At 55.1% G+C, this 21,351-nt stretch carries 20 protein-coding genes and 1 pseudogene; 6 read left to right on the top strand and 15 right to left on the bottom strand.

Going from position 1 to position 21,351, the window contains the following annotated elements; all coding sequences use genetic code 11:
• Positions 1 to 2: 2 nt before the first annotated feature.
• The 7 genes from ybaK to QQZ17_RS21060 all read right to left on the bottom strand — a co-directional run bounded on the left by ybaK (position 3) and on the right by QQZ17_RS21060 (position 8,556).
• Complete coding sequence (gene ybaK, locus QQZ17_RS21030; RefSeq protein WP_152405610.1) at positions 3 to 482, bottom strand: Cys-tRNA(Pro)/Cys-tRNA(Cys) deacylase YbaK; 480 nt, start codon at positions 480 to 482, stop codon at positions 3 to 5.
• Between the two features lie 201 nt (positions 483 to 683).
• A complete protein-coding gene (locus QQZ17_RS21035; RefSeq protein ID WP_152405609.1) occupies positions 684 to 1,478 on the bottom strand; it encodes a TraB/GumN family protein in 795 nt (264 codons plus the stop codon).
• Between the two features lie 153 nt (positions 1,479 to 1,631).
• The gene (gene copA / locus QQZ17_RS21040; RefSeq protein WP_152405608.1) at positions 1,632 to 4,133 is read right to left on the bottom strand and encodes a copper-exporting P-type ATPase CopA; all 2,502 of its coding nucleotides are present in this window, start codon (positions 4,131 to 4,133) and stop codon (positions 1,632 to 1,634) included.
• 121 nt (positions 4,134 to 4,254) lie between these two features.
• Positions 4,255 to 4,968, bottom strand: coding sequence for an MgtC/SapB family protein (locus tag QQZ17_RS21045; protein ID WP_152405607.1), 714 nt, complete (start codon positions 4,966 to 4,968; stop codon positions 4,255 to 4,257).
• Positions 4,969 to 5,031: 63 nt separating this feature from the next.
• Entirely contained in the window at positions 5,032 to 6,015 is a 984-nt protein-coding gene (locus QQZ17_RS21050; protein ID WP_235922396.1) for a nucleoside hydrolase, read from the bottom strand.
• Positions 6,016 to 6,025: 10 nt separating this feature from the next.
• Entirely contained in the window at positions 6,026 to 7,057 is a 1,032-nt protein-coding gene (locus QQZ17_RS21055; RefSeq protein WP_152405606.1) for a LacI family DNA-binding transcriptional regulator, read from the bottom strand.
• A 104-nt stretch (positions 7,058 to 7,161) separates the two neighbouring features.
• Positions 7,162 to 8,556, bottom strand: coding sequence for an MFS transporter (locus tag QQZ17_RS21060; protein ID WP_152405605.1), 1,395 nt, complete (start codon positions 8,554 to 8,556; stop codon positions 7,162 to 7,164).
• Between the two features lie 377 nt (positions 8,557 to 8,933).
• On the opposite strand from QQZ17_RS21060, the gene cueR reads away from it, so the two are divergent.
• The gene (gene cueR / locus QQZ17_RS21065) at positions 8,934 to 9,344 is read left to right on the top strand and encodes a Cu(I)-responsive transcriptional regulator (protein WP_046477086.1); all 411 of its coding nucleotides are present in this window, start codon (positions 8,934 to 8,936) and stop codon (positions 9,342 to 9,344) included.
• Here cueR and QQZ17_RS21070 read toward each other — a convergent pair.
• Genes QQZ17_RS21070 through QQZ17_RS21085 form a run of 4 tightly spaced genes read right to left on the bottom strand, consistent with a single transcriptional unit; the run spans position 9,341 to position 13,566 of the window.
• Positions 9,341 to 10,057 (bottom strand): DUF3142 domain-containing protein, encoded by a 717-nt coding sequence (locus tag QQZ17_RS21070; RefSeq protein WP_152405604.1) that lies wholly within the window; start codon positions 10,055 to 10,057, stop codon positions 9,341 to 9,343. The genes cueR and QQZ17_RS21070 overlap by 4 nt on opposite strands.
• Complete coding sequence (locus QQZ17_RS21075) at positions 10,027 to 12,171, bottom strand: hypothetical protein (RefSeq protein ID WP_152406380.1); 2,145 nt, start codon at positions 12,169 to 12,171, stop codon at positions 10,027 to 10,029. Before QQZ17_RS21075 ends, QQZ17_RS21070 begins: the two co-directional genes overlap by 31 nt.
• Before the next feature lie 22 nt (positions 12,172 to 12,193).
• Positions 12,194 to 12,652: an NfeD family protein gene (locus QQZ17_RS21080; protein WP_152405603.1), complete on the bottom strand. Its 459-nt coding sequence runs from the start codon at positions 12,650 to 12,652 to the stop codon at positions 12,194 to 12,196.
• The gene (locus QQZ17_RS21085; RefSeq protein ID WP_046477095.1) at positions 12,652 to 13,566 is read right to left on the bottom strand and encodes an SPFH domain-containing protein; all 915 of its coding nucleotides are present in this window, start codon (positions 13,564 to 13,566) and stop codon (positions 12,652 to 12,654) included. Before QQZ17_RS21085 ends, QQZ17_RS21080 begins: the two co-directional genes overlap by 1 nt.
• Before the next feature lie 145 nt (positions 13,567 to 13,711).
• On the opposite strand from QQZ17_RS21085, the gene fetA reads away from it, so the two are divergent.
• A complete protein-coding gene (gene fetA, locus QQZ17_RS21090) occupies positions 13,712 to 14,383 on the top strand; it encodes an iron efflux ABC transporter ATP-binding subunit FetA (RefSeq protein WP_152405602.1) in 672 nt (223 codons plus the stop codon).
• Positions 14,376 to 15,155: an iron efflux ABC transporter permease subunit FetB gene (gene fetB, locus QQZ17_RS21095; protein ID WP_152405601.1), complete on the top strand. Its 780-nt coding sequence runs from the start codon at positions 14,376 to 14,378 to the stop codon at positions 15,153 to 15,155. The genes fetA and fetB overlap by 8 nt, the downstream gene beginning before the upstream one ends.
• Positions 15,156 to 15,249: 94 nt before the next feature.
• Here fetB and cnoX read toward each other — a convergent pair whose 3' ends face one another.
• The 3 genes from cnoX to tesA are packed head-to-tail and all read right to left on the bottom strand — an operon-like array spanning position 15,250 to position 17,589.
• A complete protein-coding gene (gene cnoX, locus QQZ17_RS21100) occupies positions 15,250 to 16,104 on the bottom strand; it encodes a chaperedoxin (RefSeq protein ID WP_152405600.1) in 855 nt (284 codons plus the stop codon).
• A 59-nt stretch (positions 16,105 to 16,163) separates the two neighbouring features.
• Positions 16,164 to 16,934: an SDR family oxidoreductase gene (locus QQZ17_RS21105; RefSeq protein WP_152405599.1), complete on the bottom strand. Its 771-nt coding sequence runs from the start codon at positions 16,932 to 16,934 to the stop codon at positions 16,164 to 16,166.
• Between the two features lie 28 nt (positions 16,935 to 16,962).
• Complete coding sequence (tesA, locus tag QQZ17_RS21110) at positions 16,963 to 17,589, bottom strand: multifunctional acyl-CoA thioesterase I/protease I/lysophospholipase L1 (RefSeq protein ID WP_187696636.1); 627 nt, start codon at positions 17,587 to 17,589, stop codon at positions 16,963 to 16,965.
• Between tesA and ybbA the strand changes: the two genes are divergently transcribed.
• The 3 genes and pseudogenes from ybbA to QQZ17_RS21125 form a co-directional block, all read left to right on the top strand.
• Complete coding sequence (gene ybbA / locus QQZ17_RS21115; RefSeq protein WP_042324383.1) at positions 17,557 to 18,243, top strand: putative ABC transporter ATP-binding protein YbbA; 687 nt, start codon at positions 17,557 to 17,559, stop codon at positions 18,241 to 18,243. The two genes, tesA and ybbA, sit on opposite strands and share 33 nt — an antisense overlap.
• The gene (ybbP, locus tag QQZ17_RS21120) at positions 18,240 to 20,654 is read left to right on the top strand and encodes a putative ABC transporter permease subunit YbbP (protein ID WP_152405598.1); all 2,415 of its coding nucleotides are present in this window, start codon (positions 18,240 to 18,242) and stop codon (positions 20,652 to 20,654) included. The genes ybbA and ybbP overlap by 4 nt, the downstream gene beginning before the upstream one ends.
• A gap of 177 nt (positions 20,655 to 20,831) precedes the next feature.
• Positions 20,832 to 21,137 (top strand): annotated as a pseudogene (locus QQZ17_RS21125) (porin); the annotation flags it as partial.
• 16 nt (positions 21,138 to 21,153) lie between these two features.
• On the opposite strand, the gene QQZ17_RS21130 reads toward QQZ17_RS21125, so the two are convergent.
• A partial coding sequence (locus QQZ17_RS21130; protein WP_143396058.1) for an IS3 family transposase occupies positions 21,154 to 21,351 on the bottom strand: 198 nt, incomplete at its 5' end.

Here is a 21,351-nt window from a genome sequence, read left to right on the forward strand (position 1 = left end):
GCTTAGTCCCGGCGGGCGATATCGGCGAATTTAGCCTCCAGAATAGTGGCTAAATCTCCCGCCGCCAGTTCAATGTCCAGTCCGCGTTTGCCGCCTGAGACAAAAATGGTGTCAAACGTCTGGGCTGGTGCATCGATAAGCGTCGGCAGGCGTTTTTTCTGTCCCAGCGGGCTAATGCCGCCGACCAGATATCCGGTTGTACGTTGCGCCACCAGCGGATCGGCCATATCGACTTTTTTTGCGCCGAGCGCTTTGGCGACTTTTTTCAAATCCAGTTGTCCAGCGACCGGCGTAACCGCAACCGCCAGATGTTTCATATCGCCATTCACCGCGACCAGCAGCGTTTTGTACACCCGATCGGCATTTAACCCTAATTTGCGCACCACCTCATCACCGAAGTTGGTTTCGGCGGGATCGTGATCGTAGGTATGGATCCTGAACGTAATTTTGTTTTTTTCGAGTAATTTAACTGCGGGTGTCATAGTAATTTTTCCTGGCTAAACCAAATGACAAGTCAAGCGTACCTCTGATGATTGTCTAAAAAATAGTACCATCTTGCGCAATTATGTTGGCAGGATGCAGAGTTTGAGCGACAATCGACATACACCGACGCGTTAAGCGGCGGCATAATAATAATGATGAAATTCCTCTTTGACGGGCCAATAGAAATATTGGCCACTTTTTTATCGCATCAGTTCCGGCAGATTCCCTTCTCCATACAGGTGTAGTGCACCCACGGCCACCACGTAGCGACCCGCAGGCAGCGCCGACAAGCGATCCCGCCAGGCGATATTACGCTGATGCATCAGCACATCGTACAGCGACTGACTGAAGGTGTTCGGAAGCGTCAGGTGGTTGTCCTGCGGTGGCGCTTTCAGCCACCAACTCATCATCTGTTGCAGTAGCCGGGCGTTGGTGTGCCAGTGCGTCAACGTATCGTCCAACAGTGCCAGCCCGTTATCCGGCAGTTCGCATAACAGCGCAATCTGGCTGGATGCGCCTTCCAGTTCAATCACCGGTTTTTCTGCCTTCTTCGCGGCCTGCAACAGTTGATAATCAATGCCGTACTCCGGGCGTAACCCCAACTGCTGCGCCTGAGTGGCCTGTAGCACCATCGCGATTTGCCACAGCGGTTGCGTCGAAAACAGGGCCGGGGAGATCCCCAGTTCATCGGTCGCGCGATGCAGATTGCGCAACTGTTCCTCGCTGAGGCGTTCTTCCAGCGCGGTAAACTCGGGTAAGTCGGCGAAGGGACTGTCATTGCCGGAGACATCGGCCTCAACAATTAACGCATCGGCGTTGTGAAGCTTTTTAAGCAGTCTGGCAGGGAGGGGAGACATGTCGCGGCTGCCCATATGAATACTGCCAATCAGGTGGAAGTGGCGATTGCCGGGCAACGAAACGTCAATGGCGGGCCAGGTATAGCGATTGCCGGTTAGCCCAGCGAAAAATGTTTTTACCCGGTAAAACAGATCCATGCGACCTCCCTAAGTAGACAACCATGCTAGCGCGTGGTCAGGTAAGGTGCAATGTGTGAATTGCCGGATGGCGGCGCTAAAGCACCTCATCCGGCCTGGTCGTTTCACATTAACGCAGTAGGCCGGATAAGCGTCAGCGCCATCCGGCATCGCTTACTCTTTCGGTTTAAAGCGCAGCAGTCGGTTAGCGTTGCTCACCACGGTAATGGACGACAGCGCCATCGCCGCTCCGGCAACCACCGGGTTCAGCAGCGTTCCGGTGAACGGCCACAGGATACCGGCCGCCACGGGGATCCCGATGCTGTTATAAATGAACGCGCCGAGCAGGTTCTGCTTCATATTGCGCAACGTGGCTCGGGAGATAGACAGCGCGTCCGCCACGCCCATCAGGCTGTGGCGCATCAGCGTGATCGCGGCGGTTTCAATTGCCACGTCACTGCCGCTGCCCATTGCAATCCCGACATCGGCCTGTGCCAGCGCCGGTGCGTCATTGATGCCGTCACCGACCATCGCCACCTGACGCCCCTGACTTTGCAGACGCTTAATGGCATCGGCCTTACCGTCCGGGAGGACGCCAGCAATCACGTCATCAATCCCCGCCTCTTTGGCGATGGCGTTGGCCGTCGTCGGGTTATCGCCGGTTAACATCACCAGACGATATCCGGCGCGGTGCAGTCGCTGAAGGGCCGCCACGCTGTCGCTACGCAGCGGATCGCGTACGGCCAGCAGCGCCGCCGCTTTGCCGTCAATCGCCAGCAGCACCGGCGTGGCGCCCTGAGAAGCCTGGGCAGAAATCTCGTCTTCCAGTTCGTGAGTGTCAACCTGCTGCTCGTTCAGCAGTGCCTGGTTGCCCAGCAGCAGCGTATGACCTTCCGCTTCGCCGCTGACGCCTAATCCACGCAGGGTGCGGAAACCGTTAACCTGAGGCAGTGCGCTATCACCGGCTTTGTCGAGAATCGCCCGCGCCAACGGGTGACTGGAGCCCTGCTCAAGCGCCGCAGCCAACCGTAGCGCCTGCGCGTCGTCAATGCCGCCAACGGTTTTAACTGCAACCACCTGTGGTTTGCCTTCGGTCAGCGTCCCGGTTTTGTCGAAGACTACCGTATCCAGCGTGCTGGCGCGTTGCAGCGCATCGGCATCACGCACCAGTACGCCAAACTCAGCCGCACGACCCACACCGGAAATAATCGACATCGGTGTCGCCAGACCCAGCGCACACGGACAGGCGATGATCAGTACCGTAGTGGCGATAACCAGGGTATAGACAATTTGTGGGGCCGGACCAAAGACGTACCAGATACCCGCGCTCACCAGCGCGATCAGCACTACGACCGGGACAAACACGGCGGAAATCTTATCGGCCATCTGGCCAATTTCCGGTTTACTGCTCTGCGCCTGGCGCACCATGCGGATAATGCGCGACAGGGTGGTATGACTGCCTACCGCACTGGCGCGGAACACCACGCTGCCATCCTGCACGACGGTACCGGCATGCACGCTGTCGCCTTCCCCTTTTTGCTGCGGGATAGGTTCGCCGGTGAGCATCGCTTCATCCAGCCATGCCTCGCCCTGAGTGATTTCACCGTCAACCGGCACGCGATCACCGGTGGTCAGGCGCAACAGCATACCCGGCTGAACGTCTGCCAGCGGCACGCTCTTCTCACCCTCTTGTGTAATCACCCGCGCCGTTGGCGGCGTGAGATCGAGTAATTTTTCCAGCGCCTTAGACGAGCGCTGACGCGCCCGCGCTTCCAGCATGTGTCCGAGGTTGATCAGACCAATGATCATTGCACTGGCTTCATAATAGAGATGGCGTGCTTCCATCGGGAACCACTGTGGCCACAGATTGACGCTCATCGAGTACAACCAGGCCACGCCGGTGCCGAGGGCGACCAGAGTATCCATCGTGGCGGTGCCGTTCATCAGGCTCTTCCACGCGCTGCGATAAAAATGGCCGCCCGCAAAGACCATTACAGCGAGCGTCGCCAGACCAATCGCCAGCCACAGGCTGCGGTTGTCGGCGGTCACCATCATGTTATCGCCCATCATCCCCCAGACCATCACTGGCACACCTAGCAGCAGGGCGACAATCGCCTGCCAGCGGAAGCGTTTCATCGTCGCGACGGCGGTTTCCTGCTGGCGTTCGCGGCGTTTGAGATCGTCTTCAATCGCCTCTGCGCCATAGCCCACTTTTTCCACCGCCTGGACTAAATCGGCAGCGGACGCACTGCCCATCACCAGCGCAGTACGTTCCGCAAGGTTTACCCGTGCCTGCGTGACCCCAGGAACGCTTTGCAGCGCATTTTGTACCCGGGAAACACAGCTGGCGCAGCTCATGCCGCTTAACAGCAGTTGTTGGCTGTCATCTTCAACCGTCGCTGCCGGAAGCTCAGGAGGGACCGCTGCCAGCGCTTCCGACGGGATTGATGACTCCGTCAGCGGTTTAGCCTTTGGGTGGCTTAACTCTGCGCCATAACCAGCTTGTTTGATGGTATCGATTAGCGCTTCGGCGCTGGCGGTACCGGTAACGTGCGCTTCGGTCACGGTGACCTCCGCCTGTTCCACGTCCGGACGTTGCTCAAGACTCTCTTTTACGCGTTTGACGCAGTGACCGCAGGACAGGCCGTCCAGGGTCAGGTCGATGGTTTGAGACATCACTTCACTCCTCTATAACGGGTCAATAAGGGTTGACCGTTGTACCTTGATTGACTAACTGTTATTAAGGGTAAACCTTCCCGCAAGGGGAAGGTCAAGGAGTTTGTTTTTTCCTGAGTATTCAGTGTTCCAGTGCGATAGCACAAACGTGTTCGAGCGTAGAAAGGTTGCTGTAGAGTTCCGGCAAGGTCATTTTTTTTCTAATCACGACTTTAAGGTTGACCTCTATTTTCCCCTTTTTAACATCGCGGATAGTAATGGCTTCAATAATGTTCTTTTGCTGATTAATACTTTCTATCAGCGTTTGCAGCCCTGCTTTTTTATCAAGAATAACGCGAATTTTTACTTTGCCAGGCAATTGGTTTTTGGTTTGTAAAAAGATAACAAAATAGCTGAGTTTTATGGCCAGCAGGAACAAACCTGTGGCAAGCAGAGCATACATATAAAAACCGGCTCCACTGGTAATTCCCACTCCCGCGGAAGCCCACACGATGGCTGCGGTTGTTAGCCCGGAGATGGCGTCATCATGGCGATGAAGGATAACACCCGCACCGAGAAAGCCTACGCCGCTGATAATTTGTGCGGCCAGCCGCATCGGGTCGCTACGTATATTCATCGAGATTTCAGCGTAGTATTCTGCTGACTGAATAGAGACGATTGTCAGAACGCAGCTGGCGACTGAAATAATGACGCACGTTTTAAATCCGACAGGCTTCCCTTTCGATTCTCTTTCAAGACCGATGATTCCCCCCAGGATAAAAGCGACGCAAATTTTGCCCAGTGTAATTAAGAGAGATTCTCCTTCACCGAATAAGAGGAAGGATAACGTATTCATATTTCCTCCGGAAAAAACTCACCTTGAACCGTATACGAAGGTCTCCTTTTCTGACCCGTAACGCTATGCGCCGTAGGTCTGGATATAGTGCTCTATCAGCGAAATAAGCCGCGGATTATCGATGCTCTGCAGAATTTTTACCTGCGCACCTTTTGGTTCAGGGATCCCGACATTGAGGCGTAATGTGTCACGTCCATAGCGGCAAGTCATACCGCGTGTAATGCCTTCCAGAGAGACATCCAGATAATCTTCAGCCGTTGTTGCAAGAGAGGGATCCAGTAACCAGGCAACGGTTAAAACATCGTGGATCCAACATCCAGGCAGATTGCGGGTTTGCATAGAATATGTGATCCACGGGCGAATGGTTTGCGCCAGATAACGGCTAAGCCCGTTTTCTGTTTTTGCCAGACGATCCAAATCGGCGTGAAGCATTTGGGTTTGTGTTGTCACATCCATCGGGACCAGCGTGACTGGCGCACCGCTGGTGAGTACCGCATGAGCCGCCTCAGGGTCCAGACCAAAATTGGTATCTTTCAGGTAGCCCGGAACATTGAATACGCCACCCATAACGACGATATTTTTGACCGCGTGAACCATCTGCGGGTAAAGCTGCAGGGCAATGGCCACATTGGTGAGTGGACCGGTAGCAACCAGCGTGATCTCGCCAGGATTATTACAGATGAGTTCACCCATTGCCTCAGGCGCGTGGGGTTTTACCTTCTGGCACAATGCCGGGGCAGGAACATCTGACCAGAGTTGTCGTAAGCCAAACTGATCGACACCATGATCCAGTTTTTTACGCCAAGGCTGCGGATCTTCCCGCAGCGCACGCGAAGCACCACGGTAGACAGCGACGGGAATGTCCAGTTGCGTAATGAGATCTTTGGCAACGGCATATCCCACGTCTACCGGCGTATTTCCGGCGACAGTGGTGATCATCTCCAGCGCGATTTGCGGCGCGGCAATGGCCAGCGCCAGCGCCAGACCATCATCGATATTAGCGCCGGGAATGCCATTGCCCGGATCGCAGTCAATAATTATACGCATCGATTCATTTTCACTTTGTCTCGGGGTGTACTTCATGTCCCTGGCAGCCACACGACTCTCCTGTTCGTAAGTAAAACTCAAATTCAACGCGGCGAACTTCTCCATCCCAATTTTTCAGCATGTCTATTGCCGCACGGGCCATCTTATCGACAGGTTGCCGGACGGCGGTTAAGGAAGGGACGTTGTAAGCCGATTCTTGTGTTGCGTTAAAGCAGACCAGAGCAACATCCTGAGGTACGCGCAGCCCGTGTTCTGCCAGGGCGCGTAAACAACCGAGAGCCTGCTGTTCATTCGTTGCGAACAGCGCGCGCGGCAGTTGGCGCTGAAGCATGCGTTTTGTCGCCTCGTAACCTCCGGCGCGGGTATAGTTGGTCGAAATAATCCATGAGGGATTGACCATTAACGATGATGCTTCCAGCGCCTGCTGCCAGCCCCGGATACGATCCTGAGTATTCAACATTTCACGCGGACCACAGATGATGCCGATATCGCGGTATCCGTGATCAATCAGATGTTGTGTTACCTGCATCGCCGCCATTTGTTCATCAACCTGGATAACGCTGACGTTAAGTCCAGGATCCACGCGATCGAGCATGACGCAGGGGGTACCGCTCTCCTGAATCAAATTGATATAAGGATGACGATCAACACTGGTGTAGATCAGCCCGTCAACCTGGCGGTGCAGCATATTATTAATGAGTTCACGTTCACGGCAGCTACTGTCGCCTGCGTCGCCCAGCAGGAGTACTTTGCCATCAGCAAAGGCTTCGTGTTGCAGAGCATGAGCCATAGAGGCGATGAACGGGTTCGAGATGTCCGGCGCGACAAGCCCATAAGTTTGTGTACTCCCTGACGCCAGCGCACGCGCGATGCCATTGGGTCGATAACCGGTTTTCTTAATGGCCTGTAGAACACGTTGCCGGGTCGCTTCGGCAACGGGGCGCGGACCATTATTAATAACGTAACTAACGACAGCGACGGACGTTCCCGCTTCTTTTGCCACGTCAGAACGTGTTACGCGTTGCGAATGTGATTGAGTCACGAGGCACCTACCTGATTGCGTTCAGAGTGATTTTTTCCAGACAGCATAAGGCGTTATGACCCAAAAATCTTTGGTAAAGAACGCGCATATCACGTTCTTTGACCTCAAATTGCATCCTCGGGTAAGTTGAGATCCCGCCCGCGGGTCTCCGGTGCAAAGAACGTGGTCACCAGTCCAATTGCGGCCATAAGGGCGAAATAGAGAGCGATTGGCCACCAGTGTCCGTAAAACGAGAGTAGCGCAGAGGCGACAAGTGGCGCTGTCCCGCCAGACATAATGGAACCGAGCTCTTTTGCAAATGCCATTTTGGTATAACGATTCGTGACGCCGAAAAGCTCAACGCCCCATGCAGCCTGCACGCCGAAAATACCCAGTGAAGCGAGCCCCATCCCGGTAATGATCGTCGGGATAACAATCCACGGCTCACGAGAATCCAGCAGCATGAATGCCGGAAAGGCATACAGGATCAGTAGCAAGCAGAACCAACGATAGATGATACGTCTGCCGAATCGATCGGACAGCCAACCCGCCAGAGGAATAATGGCAAATCCCAGAACCGATGCGATAAACACTGCCACGGTCGGCACAGATTTATCCACCATCAGCACCTTAGCGACATAGCCAATGATAAATCCCTGAGCCAGGTAGGAGGGGCCATTCTCGCCAATGCGTAATCCAACCATGGTCCAGAACGCCCGGGTCCGTTTCCAGAAGCTGCGTGTATCTTGCTGTTGCTGTGCTTTTCCCTCGCGAAGCGCCTTTTCTCGCTCGGCCTGCAGGAGGGCTTTTTGACGTTCAAAGACGGGCGTTTCACGCATATGGCGACGAATTAATAATGCGGTAGCGGCGATAAGAATGCTGCAAAGAAAAGGAATACGCCATCCCCAGCTCAGTAAGTCATCTTTGTCCATTTGCAGAACGATGAGCCAAACCAGAGAAGCCAGTAATGTTCCGCTGTTCGAGCCCAGAGCGATAATCGAAGAAACCAGCCCACGGCGTTTAACGGGAGCATATTCACCGAGCATTACAGTACCGCCAGAAAGCTCCGCGCCGGCTCCCAGGCCCTGAGAAAATCGAAGGATAACCAGACATACCGGTGCCCAGACGCCAATCTGGGCGTAGCTGGGGATTAACCCTATTAGCATGGTCGACATGCCCATCAATCCAATGGTGATAACCATGACAATCTTCCGACCATGTTTATCGCCTATCCAGCCGAACAGCAATGCACCGATAGGGCGAGCAATAAACCCAACAGAATAGGCGGCAAAGCTGGAAAGTAACGCCATGACAGGTGTTGCTTCCGGAAAAAAGACATCGCCAAAGATAATGCCCGCGGCAAGGCCGTACAGGGCAAAATCGGCATACTCCATTGTGGTGCCTAACCAGCAGGAAAATGTAGCTCGCCAAAACTCGCGGCGTCCTTCGGGGGTTTCCAGCCGCTCCTGAGCTGCCTGTGGGTTATCCGTCAGGGAAACAGAGGATGAATGCGTGTTCATAAGAACTCCTTGAAGTTATCTGTCGACATGAGTCGCAGGTTTGTACTCTTCATGTTCTACTCGCGTAGATATTATATTTTTACCGCAGATTAATAAATCTACCCGCGTAGAATTGAAAGATGAAAGAGTGAAAATTGAGAAAGCGATCACTTATGACAGGCAATTGTTACAGAAAAAGGTCACCAGCCAGGATGTTCTTCACTGTCTATCAACTGCGAACGAGCGGCGGCTACGGACAACACGTGAAAGTGGCAGTGGTATTGCCCATAAGCAATGAAATGAGAAGAGGTTATTGGCATCAACAGGGATGGGTGTGTGGTGTCAGCAACAAGTACGTTATAATGACGCCATGCCACAGCGTAAGGTGCGGAGGATTTGTGAATATCAGCGATGTAGCAAAAAAAACCGGCTTAACCAGTAAAGCGATCCGCTTTTATGAAGAAAAAGGGCTGGTCACGCCGCCATTACGGGGTGAAAACGGCTATCGCACGTACGGGCAACAGCATCTGAATGAGCTGACGCTGCTGCGCCAGGCACGCCAGGTCGGATTCAACCTTGAAGAGTGTGGCGAGCTGGTGAACCTGTTCAACGATCCGGGTCGTCACAGCGCGGACGTCAAAAAGCGGACGCTGGAGAAAGTGGCGGAAATTGAGCGCCATATCAGCGAATTACAGTCAATGCGCGTGCAGTTACTGGCCCTGGCGGAGTCGTGCCCGGGTGATGACAGCGCGGAATGCCCGATTATCGAAAACCTTTCTGGCTGCTGCCACCACAAGGCGCAGGCTTAACGCGCGTCGGGGTTGAGCATAAAGACGACCGTGCCGCGATACCAGGGGGATGCGCGTAGCTGTGCTTCCGCCTGGCTGTCCCGCTTGCCGTGCTGTACCAGCCCGAGCTTAAACGGAATACGCAATCGGGCGAGAGCGGGCAGGTAGTCCTGATAATTCGCCACCGTGCGTCGTCCCTGATAGCTCTGTACCACCAGTTCATCGATCGGCAGCGCGTTCAGCGTCGCGACGTCGCCCGTTTTCGCCCAGTCCAGCAGTCCGGTCACGCCAAGGGCAAAGTCGGGGGGCAACTGTTGGCGCAATGCCCGCAGAAAGCGGGCATAGTCGGCCAGTTGATGCGTCGCAGCATCAAAATCGACCTGCAGTCCCACAACCTGATTTCCCGCCGCCTGCCAGCGCTGCATCAGTCGCACGATGCGTGCCGGAATCGCGTCCGGTACGTCGAGCGTGGTGAAACGCACGGTAAGCCAGATGGACGGAAACGTCAGACGGCTGACGGGAAGTCCCAGACGCTGAAAGGCCACGCCCTTTGCCCGCACTAACACTTCACCCTGATGCAGATAGACCGTCTGAGCAGCGCTCAGTTCATCGCTGGCTTTCACGCCTGACCAGAGCCAGAAGGCCGGGTGTTCGCGGGCGATAACCGTCTCAGCCGCCTGCGCCTGTCCCGCCAGTAGCGCAATTACCAGTAGTATTTGAGTTTTTGCGCCCACGGACTGCCCGGATACTGCGTTTTCAATTGTGTGAACCAGCCTTTACGCTGCTGTTTGTCCACCTCTTCTCCGCCACACTCATTCGATCCGGACGGGGCGTAACACATGATAGCCCGATACAGCGCATAGCTTCTGTCTTCGTGCTCGGCCTTCGGCGAGGCGATGACCTGCTGATAATAACGCTGGCGGTTAAACTGTCCGACAGGGTCTTTCTGCTGGATAGCGGTTTCCAGCTCGCCGTTGCCTGCGTTGTCTTTCCACAAGTCGACATGCGTTTGCGAGGTACGGAAAAACTCGCCCAGACAGTTCAGCGCATGGGCGTCGTCGGGCGTCTTGCTCAGCGTGCCGACGGTGTCATTGAGGCTGCGGCACACGTAACCGGCTTCAGCGGCGTCGCCGTTCCAGTCAAACGTACTCAGATTGACATCGTCGAATGCCTCACCGATAACCGGTTGCGTGATGGCGCTGGCGAGTTTTCGGTCTTTTAGCCAGTCGCTAAAGCGGTTTTCAGTGAGATCGCGCACCAGCAGCGTATGCAGCGCAATAGTGCGCTCTTCGTTATTCGGCCCCTGGCTGACCTGCTGGCGCAACTGTTCAGGTGTAGCCACAGTTTTCAGTACCCGGGAGCGGTAGCGCAAACTGGTGACCGCGCTGTCCGGGGCAAAAATCGCCGCCACGTTGCCGCTGTAAACCAGCGTGGCCGCCAGTTTTGCCTGCACATACTGCTGCTGTTCGTTATCCTGGCTGAGCTTCAGTAGCGTCGACCAGAAATCGCGCGCCGCTGACCACTGCTTTTGTCCCATCAGCGCGTCGCCGTAGAGCACCTGTTCGCTGAAGGCGAGGATATCGTGAGGCGGCAGTTTTTTCGCCGGAGTGACTGCCTGAAGAATAGCGGCATAGTTATCTGTCGCCAGCCACAGGTTGAGTTGTAAATTGCGCCACAGCGGCAGTTTTCCGCGCTTGTCAAAAACCGGTTTGCTGGCGTCAAGTTTGGCCTGCGTCAGGGTTGGCTTTCGGTAGCTGTTCAGGCGAAGGGCGCGCAGCATCTCGGTGTAGCTGACGAGGGGGGCATCGGCGAACGCATCCTGAACGGATTGATCGTAAAACTGCATGCCATAGACGTTATCGTATTCAATAACCCGCTCCCGCAATGCTTGCGCATCGGTGACCTGCTGGAACGCCTGTTCATATAATCCTGCAAGCGTTGTCCAGTCCTGCAAATACCAATGGATGCGGCGCAGCATGCCACGCGCGGAATCCGCATAGCGGCCTTCTGGCCAATGCTGGAGATAGGTCTGCGCCTCTTTTTGCGCAAGTAAAGCGTCTTCACGGTTTATTCGCGCGATATCAAAGTCGCCATATTCGCCGACGCTGTTCTGGCTGCTTTTGTTCAGCGCCGTGCGCATCAGCATATATTGCGCGGTTTCCGCCAGCCACGGGCGATCGCTGGTGAGCAGTGGCGTGAAGGCCTGCGTCGCGCTGTCGTACTCGCCCGCGTAAAAATGGGCCGCTCCGGTCAGGTAGGTTTTATACAGCGGGGCAGGTGAATCTGCCGGGAGCGTGGCGAGGGACCCCGTAATTTGCTCTGCGCTGGCCCCGGAATAGAGCCCCAGACGCGCCTGTGCCAGCGACTGCTTTTGTTCCGCCGTTAGCGCGTCATCGTTCAGCAGCGCGGCAAAAAACTGGCTGACGCTGTCGGCATTATTGGAGACAAAACGGTTTTCCTGCTCACCGTCGTGCTTGAATTCGATTGGCTCCACCTGCAGCGTGGCCATTTGTTGGACGATCGGGTCTGCTGCGTTCTGCGTTTGTGCCGGAGAGTCTGTCCGGACATCAATGTCATCCCACTGCGGGTGATAGGCAAAATAGAAATCGCGTGAGCGGGTGATATCGGCAGGCATCGACTGAACGGGCACTGCAAGTGACTTTGCTTCACTCAGCAGGCGCAACAGGTTGTCACGGGAATCATTATCAGGCGTCAGAATAGGGTCGCCTTTTAGCAGGCAGCGCGCGTCGCTCCATGTACAGTCTGCCATATCAAACGAGGCGAATACCTGCGGGGCACTCGCCAGTAATGCGCAAAAGCTTAATGCCAGAGGCGTCTTCCTGACCATCATGCGATTCCTGTCATCTGTTTCATCGGGGAAGGGGTCTGATATAGAGCGTGATGCCCTCAACGGCGATCACTTCAACGTGGGTTCCGGCGGGCAAGTCTTCAATGGCGTTGACCGGCCACGAACTGTCGCCAACCCGCATGTGTCCACGGCCATTAACCAGCGAGGATTCCAGCACAAACCGGCGACCAACCAGTTGCTGGCCGCGCTGGTTAAGTTGACTATCCGCTGGCTTTTGTTCGCGAACGCGTTTCGCCATCCACTTCCACCAAAGCCAGGCGGAAAGCAGCGTTAGGACGGCAAAGATAACGCCTTGCCATTCCCAACTGACGGGCAATAGCCAGACCAGAATGCCGGTAATGACTGCTGCTACGCCGCTCCATAACAGATAGCCGTTGCCGCCCAGCATTTCAGCGGCCAGAAGCAGACCGCCGAGGCTGAGCCAGAAAATATGGGGATATCCCACAATCATCTCGATCATTATTTTTTCCGTTCGCTGGCGCTGTCCTTGATCAGTTCAGCGATCCCGGCAATGGAGCCCATCAGGCTGCTGGCATCCAGTGGCATCATCACCACTTTACTGTTACTGGACGAGCCGATTTGCTGTAGCGCTTCGGTATATTTCTGCGCCACAAAGTAGTTCACCGCCTGAATATCGCCGGAGGCGATCGCTTCAGACACCATTTTGGTGGCGCGCGCTTCCGCTTCGGCGGAACGTTCGCGGGCTTCTGCCTGTAAAAATGCCGACTGACGGTCGCCCTCGGCGATCAAAATTTTCGACTGTTTTTCACCCTCGGCTTTGACGATTTCCGCCTGGCGGACCCCTTCGGCTTCAAGGATATAGGCACGTTTGGTACGTTCCGCTTTCATTTGCGCGTTCATTGCGCCGATCAGTTCAGCCGGGGGACGAACGTCGCGAATTTCAATACGGGTAATTTTGATTCCCCAGGGGTTGGTGGCCTCATCGACAATATGCAGCAGGCGCGTATTGATGTTGTCGCGCTGGGAGAGCATTTCATCAAGCTCCATGGAGCCCAGTACAGTACGGATGTTGGTCATGGTCAGATTGATGATAGCCAGCTCCAGGTTACTGACTTCATACGCGGCTTTTGGCGCATCAATGACCTGAATAAAACAGACCGCATCAATCGAAACGTTAGCGTTATCTTTCGAGATAACTTCCTGCGAGGGAATATCCAGCACCTGTTCCATCATATTAATTTTACGACCAACACGGTCCATGAACGGAACGACAAGGCTCAAGCCTGGCTGCAGCGTGCGGGTGTAGCGTCCGAAACGCTCCACCGTCCACTGGTATCCCTGGGGGACAATTTTCACGCCGGCACCGACTATCACCAGCGCGACAAAAATGAGAATAGGAATAACGATAAGCATTGAAAAACCTCCTGTTGAACTGTCCATGATGTCGTGACTGGCGACGTTACTCTTGAAATTATACCTGATTCATTAAAGAGAGTTCCCCTCTCGTTAATTAGAGGGATACACTATTTTGCGATAAAACGCGAAAACAGGATAGACAATGCGTGAAAATAGCATTTTGTTGCAGGTAAACAATGTGGGTTACCAGGTCGGGACAACGAACATTCTGAATAACATCAGTTTTAACTTACGCCCTGGTGAATTTAAATTAATAACCGGACCTTCCGGCTGCGGAAAAAGTACTTTACTGAAGATTATCGCGTCGTTGCTCAGCCCGACTCGCGGCGAGATCCTCTTTGCCGGGGAGGACATCACCACGCTTAACCCGGAAAACTACCGCCAGCACGTCTCGTATTGCGCCCAGACGCCCGCGCTGTTTGGCGATACCGTTTACGATAATCTGATCTTTCCCTGGCAGATCCGGCATCAGCGTCCTGACGCCGGGGCTTTTCTTGCTGACCTGGCCCGCTTTCAGTTGCCGGAGACGATTCTGGCGAAAAATATCAACGAACTTTCCGGCGGGGAGAAGCAGCGCATTTCCCTGATCCGTAATTTACAGTTTCTGCCGCAGGTTTTACTGCTTGATGAAATCACCAGCGCGCTGGATGAAAGCAATAAGCGCAATGTAAATGAGATTATTCATCACTATGCTCGCGATAAGCAGACAGGCGTACTGTGGGTGACTCACGATAAAGACGAAATTAATCATGCGGATGAAATAATCACCCTGATGCCGCATGCCGGAGAAATGCAGGAAGCACGAAATGAATGAACATAATATTACCAACGAGTCACTGGCATTAGCGATGATGCTGGTGGTGGTGGCGATGCTGATAAGCCACAAAGAGAAACTGGCGCTGGAGAAAGATATTCTCTGGAGCGTCGCGCGTGCCGTCGTTCAGCTTATTATTGTCGGCTATGTACTGAAATATATCTTCGCGGTTAACCATGCCGTCCTGACGTTACTGATGGTGCTGTTTATCTGTTTTAACGCCGCCTATAACGCGCAGAAACGCAGTAAGTATATTGATAAAGCGTTTCTTTCTTCGTTTATTGCCATCACGACGGGGGCGGGGTTAACACTGGCGGTGCTGGTGCTGTCGGGTTCGATCGAATTTATCCCGATGCAGGTGATCCCCATCTCCGGGATGATCGCCGGTAATGCGATGGTGGCCGTCGGATTGTGCTACAACAATCTCGGTCAGCGTTTCAGCAGCGAACAGCAGCAGATTCAGGAGAAACTCAGCCTCGGCGCGACGCCGAAAATGGCGTCTGCCGGATTGATCCGCGACAGCATTCGCGCCTCGCTGATCCCGACGATCGACTCCGCGAAAACGGTCGGACTGGTGAGTTTGCCGGGGATGATGTCGGGGCTGATCTTTGCCGGTATCGATCCGGTCAAGGCCATTAAATATCAGATCATGGTGACGTTTATGCTGCTTTCAACGGCGAGTCTGTCGACCATTATTGCCTGCTATTTAACCTATCGGAAGTTTTACAACGCGCGCCACCAGTTGGTGGTGACGCATTTGAGGAAATCGTGACGGAGAGTGCCGGATGGCGGCTGAAGCCTTATCCGGCCTACGGATGCGTTCGGGTTGTAGGCCCGATAAGCGTAGCGCCATCGGGCAACAAAGATCAGTACAACAACGCGTACAACTGACGACGATATTTTGACGCCAGCGCATCGCCGGTACCGAGCGCGGCAAGAATTTCCTGGAACGTTTTACGCGCCTGACCGTCTGCGGCGGCGAGATCTTTCTTCAGATGGCTGAACAGCAGTTCCAGCGCTTCTTCATTGCGTCCGACCTGATGCAGTTGCAGCGCCAGCTGCGCTGCCAGTCCGGCATCCTGCGGATTTTCCGCCACTTGCTGTTGCAATAGCTGAATCTCCGGCGTATCCGCCGCCTGTTTCAACAGTTCAATCTGCGCAACCAGCCCCTGATAGCGGGTGTCCTGATCCTGTAGCGGAATAGTTTTCAGCACGGCTTCCGCGTCTTCGGAGCGGTTGAGGGCGATCTGTGTTTCCGCCAGCAGCAGGCCGATTTCACCATTCTGGTTAGAGAGTTGCCAGGCATCTTTGAGCAGCGGCAGCGCTTCAATGTAGTTGCCTTCCTGCATCAGTTGCATGGCCTGTTGCGCTTTCAACTCTTCTTCACGCGGCAACACTTTGTCGAGCAGGGCACGAATCGCCTCTTCCGGCTGCGGTCCCTGGAAGCCGTCAACCGGCTGACCATTCTGGAACAGATAGACGGTCGGAATGGCGCGCAGACCAAACTGAGAGGCGATCATCTGCTCGGCGTCGCAGTCGAGTTTCGCCAGAATAAACTGACCGTTGTACTGCGCAGCGAGGCTTTCCAGCACCGGCGTCAACTGCAGGCAGTGCTGGCTGCGTTCTGACCAGAAGTAGAACAGGACCGGCGTGGTCATCGACTGTTCTAAGGTCTGCTGCAGGTTCGATTCGTTAATGTTGACAATATTCTGTGTGGACATGGAGTCACTCTCTTGTGTCGATTTCTTTTTTACATGGGGGCTGACGCGCACGCTTCAACTCATCCGTGCAAAATTTTGTCCATCAGGCGTCCCGGCAGCAGGCGTTTGAGCAGCATGACGGCCCAGGTCACCAGCGTGACCGGATAACGGAGTTTGGGTTTATCGCTGACAAAAGCATGGCGCACTTTGGCGACGACAGCTTCAGGATCGAGCGTAAAACGTGCGGCAATACCAGGGTTTTCCACCGGTTTGTCGTTCTGGGTCTGGTTAACGTTTTCGGTAAAACGCGTGCGGATGGGGCCGGGTTCAATCAGGCTGACTTTAATTCCGCTGTGACGCAGCTCCATGCGCAACGCATCTGACCAGGCTTCCAGCGCGTATTTACTGGCCGCGTAGGCACCGCGCCCAGGCGTTGAGATCAACCCCATCACCGAGGAGGTCATCACGATCCGACCTTCGCCGTGTGGCAGCATGGCCGGTAACAGGCGCATGGTGAGTTGGTGCGCGCCAAAGAAATTGGCGGAAAATTGCTGCTCCATCTGTGCGCGGCTGATGGTGTTCAGCGGACCGTAAACGCCGTATCCGGCATTGTTAAAGATCCCGTATAAGCAGTTATCGGTCAGGGCGATCACCTCGTCAGCGGCGCGATCCACACTCTCGGGAGAGTCGAGGTCGATCAATACGCCGGTGAATCCCATGTTATTCATGCGCGTGACATCGTCGGGTTTACGGCAGCCGGCGAGAACCTGAAAGCCCTGACGCTTTAGCTCAAGCGCGCTTTCCAGGCCGATGCCGCTGGAACATCCTGTTATTAAGACCGATTTTTGCATAACTTTACCTGTCAGGATCTCCGTTGAATTAAGACTCGTGTTTTACTAAAGGACTCAACTGCTTCGCCATCCAGTCGGCGATAAACGGCTGGGCGTCGCGGTTAGGATGAATACCATCATCCTGCATCCATTGCGGTTTTAGATAGACCTCTTCCATAAAAAAGGGTAACAGAGGAATATCAAACTCTTTGGCGAGCTTTGGATAGAGCGCGCTGAAGGTTTCATTATACCGACGACCGTAGTTTGCGGGCAGGCGAATTTGCATCAGTAGCGGCTCGGCGTTCGCTGTCTTAACGTCCTGCACGATGGTACGCAGCGTCTGTTCGGTTTGTTGCGGCGCAAAGCCGCGCAGCCCATCGTTGCCGCCCAGCTCAACCAGCACCCAGCGCGGTTGATGCTGCTTGAGCAGCGCAGGCAGACGCGCCAGCGCTTGCTGGGAGGTGTCGCCGCTGATGCTGGCGTTCACCACGGTGGTTTTGCTCTGCCATTTATCGTTGAGCAGCGCAGGCCAGGCGGCACTGGCGGACATTCGGTATCCGGCGCTCAGGCTGTCGCCGAGAATTAACAACGTGTCAGCCGCAGCGGCCCGACAGGTAAACAGGATCAGGAACAGGATAGGCAAATGCCAGCGGAAAACATTGTTGAAGTTCATCATCTTAAGAAGTCCGTCGGTCAGGGGGAGCACGAGCTTTCCATCCTTACCGGAGTTGAACTGGTTGTCAAACGCGCTGAGACCATTGCGCTGATTGGCGAGTCGGGTTCAGGGAAATCCACGCTGCTGGCGATCCTCGCTGGACTGGATGACGGTACCGACGGCGAAGTCAATCTGGTGGGTAAACCGTTACACCAGATGGATGAGGAGGCCCGGGCCCAACTGCGCGCGCAGCATGTTGGCTTTGTCTTTCAGTCATTTATGTTGATTCCCACGCTGAACGCGCTGGAGAACGTCGAACTTCCCGCACTGCTGCGCGGCGAAAACAGCGGACAAAGTAAAGCGGGGGCGAAAGCACTGCTTGAGCAACTGGGACTGGGTAAGCGTCTGGACCATCTTCCGGCACAGCTTTCCGGTGGTGAGCAGCAGCGCGTGGCGCTGGCGCGCGCTTTTAATGGCCGCCCGGACGTACTGTTTGCCGATGAGCCGACGGGTAACCTCGACCGGCAGACCGGCGAGAAAATTGCCGATCTGCTCTTTTCGCTTAACCGCGAGCATGGCACCACGCTCATCCTGGTGACTCACGATCCGCAACTGGCGGCGCGCTGTAACCGACGATTGCGGCTGGTGAACGGACAGTTGCAGGAGGAGGCATGATCGCACGCTGGTTCTGGCGCGAATGGCGCTCGCCATCGCTGTTGATTGTCTGGCTGGCACTGAGTCTGGCGGTGGCCTGCGTGCTGGCGCTGGGCAATATCAGCGATCGTATGGAAAAAGGGCTAAGTCAGCAAAGTCGTGAGTTTATGGCGGGCGACCGGGCACTGCGCAGCTCGCGCGAGGTGCCGCAGGCGTGGATTGATGAAGCGCGTAAGCGCGGTCTGAAGGTGGGAGAGCAACTGACCTTTGCCACGATGACCTTTGCCGGTGACACGCCACAGCTGGCGAATGTCAAAGCGGTCGATGACATCTATCCGATGTACGGCGAGCTGGAAACCAACCCTCCGGGACTCAAACCGCTGCCGGGAACGGTACTGCTGGCACCGCGGTTGATGGCGTTGCTGAATCTGAAAACCGGCGACACCATTGATGTCGGCGACGCCACGCTGCGCATTGCCGGTGAAGTGGTGCAGGAGCCGGACTCCGGCTTTAACCCCTTCCAGATGGCCCCGCGCCTGTTAATGAATACGGCGGACGTTGCAAAAACCGGTGCCGTACAGCCTGGTAGTCGCGTTACATGGCGCTATAAATTTGGCGGTACGCCGCAACAGCTTGATGGCTACGAAAGGTGGTTGCTACCGCAGCTGAAGCCGGAACATCGCTGGTACGGACTTGAGCAGGATGAAGGCGCACTGGGGAAATCCCTCGAGCGTTCGCAACAGTTTCTCCTCCTTTCGGCGCTATTAACGCTGTTGCTGGCCGTCGCTGCGGTAGCGGTGGCGATGAATCACTACTGTCGCAGCCGTTACGATCTGGTGGCGATTCTGAAAACGCTCGGTGCGGGCAGGGCGCAACTGCGAAAACTGATTGTCGGGCAGTGGCTAATGGTGCTGGTCCTTTCCGCCGTGACGGGTGGGGCGATCGGCCTGCTATTTGAAAAGATGCTGATGGTGCTGCTCAAACCGGTGCTGCCTGCCGCGCTGCCGCCTGCCAGTTTCTGGCCGTGGATCTGGGCGTTGGGGACCATGACGGTGATCTCACTGCTGGTCGGTTTGCGTCCGTATCGCTTGTTGCTCGCCACCCAACCGCTGCGCGTATTGCGTCGTGACGTGGTGGCAAACGTCTGGCCGCTGAAATTCTATTTGCCGATCGTGACCGTAGTGGTGGTGCTGTTACTGGCCGGATTAATGGGCGGAAGTCCGTTGCTGTGGGCGGTGCTGGCGGGAGCAGTGGTACTGGCGCTGCTGTGTGGCGTGCTGGGTTGGATGCTGCTGAACGTTCTGCGTGGAATGACGCTATCGGCGCTGCCGCTCCGCCTCGCGGTCAGTCGCCTGCTGCGTCAGCCGTGGTCGACCCTGAGCCAGCTGTCGGCGTTTTCACTGTCGTTTATGCTGCTGGCGCTGCTGCTGGTATTACGCGGCGATCTGCTGGATCGCTGGCAGCAGCAGCTTCCGCCGGAAAGTCCCAACTATTTTCTGATCAACATTGCCTCTGAACAGGTGCCACAGGTGAAGGCCTTTCTCTCAGAGCATCAGGTGATCCCGGAAGCGTTCTATCCGATTGTGCGGGCGCGGTTGACGGCGATAAACAATACGCCAACCGAAGGCGGGCAGGATGAGTCCCTGAATCGCGAACTGAACCTGACCTGGCAGGAGAGTCGTCCTGACCACAACCCGATTACCGCCGGCAACTGGCCGCCAGCAAAAGGCGAGGTGTCGATGGAAGAGGGGCTGGCAAAACGACTGAACATCTCACTTGGCGACAGCGTAACCTTTATGGGCGACACCCAGGAGTTCAGCGCAAAGGTAACCAGTTTGCGTCGGGTGGATTGGGAGAGCCTGCGACCTAACTTTTTCTTTATCTTCCCCTCCGGCGCGCTGGATGGACAGCCGCAGAGCTGGCTGACCAGCTTTCGTTGGGAGAACGGCAACGGCATGCTGACGCAGCTTAACCGTGAGTTCCCGACCATCAGCCTGTTAGACATCGGCGCGATCCTTAAACAGGTGGGGCAGGTGCTGGAGCAGGTCAGTCGGGCGCTGGAAGTGATGGTCGTGCTGGTGACCGCCTGCGGCATGCTGCTGTTACTGGCGCAGGTGCAGGTCGGTATGCGTCAGCGCCATCAGGAACTGGTGGTCTGGCGTACATTAGGCGCGGGTAAGAAACTCTTGCGTACTACGCTGTGGTGCGAATTCGCCATGCTGGGGATGGTCTCCGGGCTGGTGGCGTCCATTGGCGCAGAAACCGCGCTGGCGGTGCTGCAAACCCGGGTGTTTGACTTCCCGTGGGAACCTGACTGGCGCTTGTGGATTATCCTGCCGGTCTGTGGTGCGCTTTTACTTTCCCTTTGCGGTGGCTGGCTCGGTATCCGTCTCCTGAAAGGGAAAGCATTGTTCCGCCAGTTTACTGTTTAACTCCGTGATAATGACGCGCCGGTTTTTATGCTGGCGCGTACTTTCTTAGTAGCATAAATTGATAACCCCTCGCTGTTTAACGGCACAAATCATTAAAAACCCGCCAACACGTCAGTGTTAATACCAGTTAATATTCAATTGCTGAATAGTTAGCAGGAAATCTATCAAGGAAAAATAATGACTATAAAAACAACAGCGCTGGCGGCATCGATCGGCGCAGCAGTGGCATTGACGTCTTTCGCCTCTCAGGCGGAAATCACCGTTCTGAAACAAGATCCGCAGGCGGGCAATCCGCTGAGCCGTCTCAACTTTACCGTTGGCGGGAGTATTCGTCCTCAGTTCCAGAACATGACGGGCGATGACGGCGCAAATGGCTATAAGCGTAATGGCTTCGACGGCGGCACTCGTTTCCGCTTCGCGGCAGATTACTATCTGTTTGATGACATCAGTTGGATCAGCTTCTACGAGCTGGGCGTTAACATGAATCGCCACGGATAATCTAGACACTTCCGAGCCGTTGATAATACTGGTTTTCATATTCTGTCGGTGACATCTGATCGCTAGAACCATGCCGACGCTTACTGTTATAAAACATTTCGATGTAATCAAAAATATCGCTGCGGGCTTCTTCCCGCGTTCCGTAGATCTTTTTCTTTATCCGTTCGCGTTTCAACAACTGGAAAAAGCTTTCTGCAAC

The organism is Citrobacter sp. T1.2D-1, from assembly GCF_950098555.1.
Lineage (GTDB): Bacteria > Pseudomonadota > Gammaproteobacteria > Enterobacterales > Enterobacteriaceae > Citrobacter_A > Citrobacter_A telavivensis.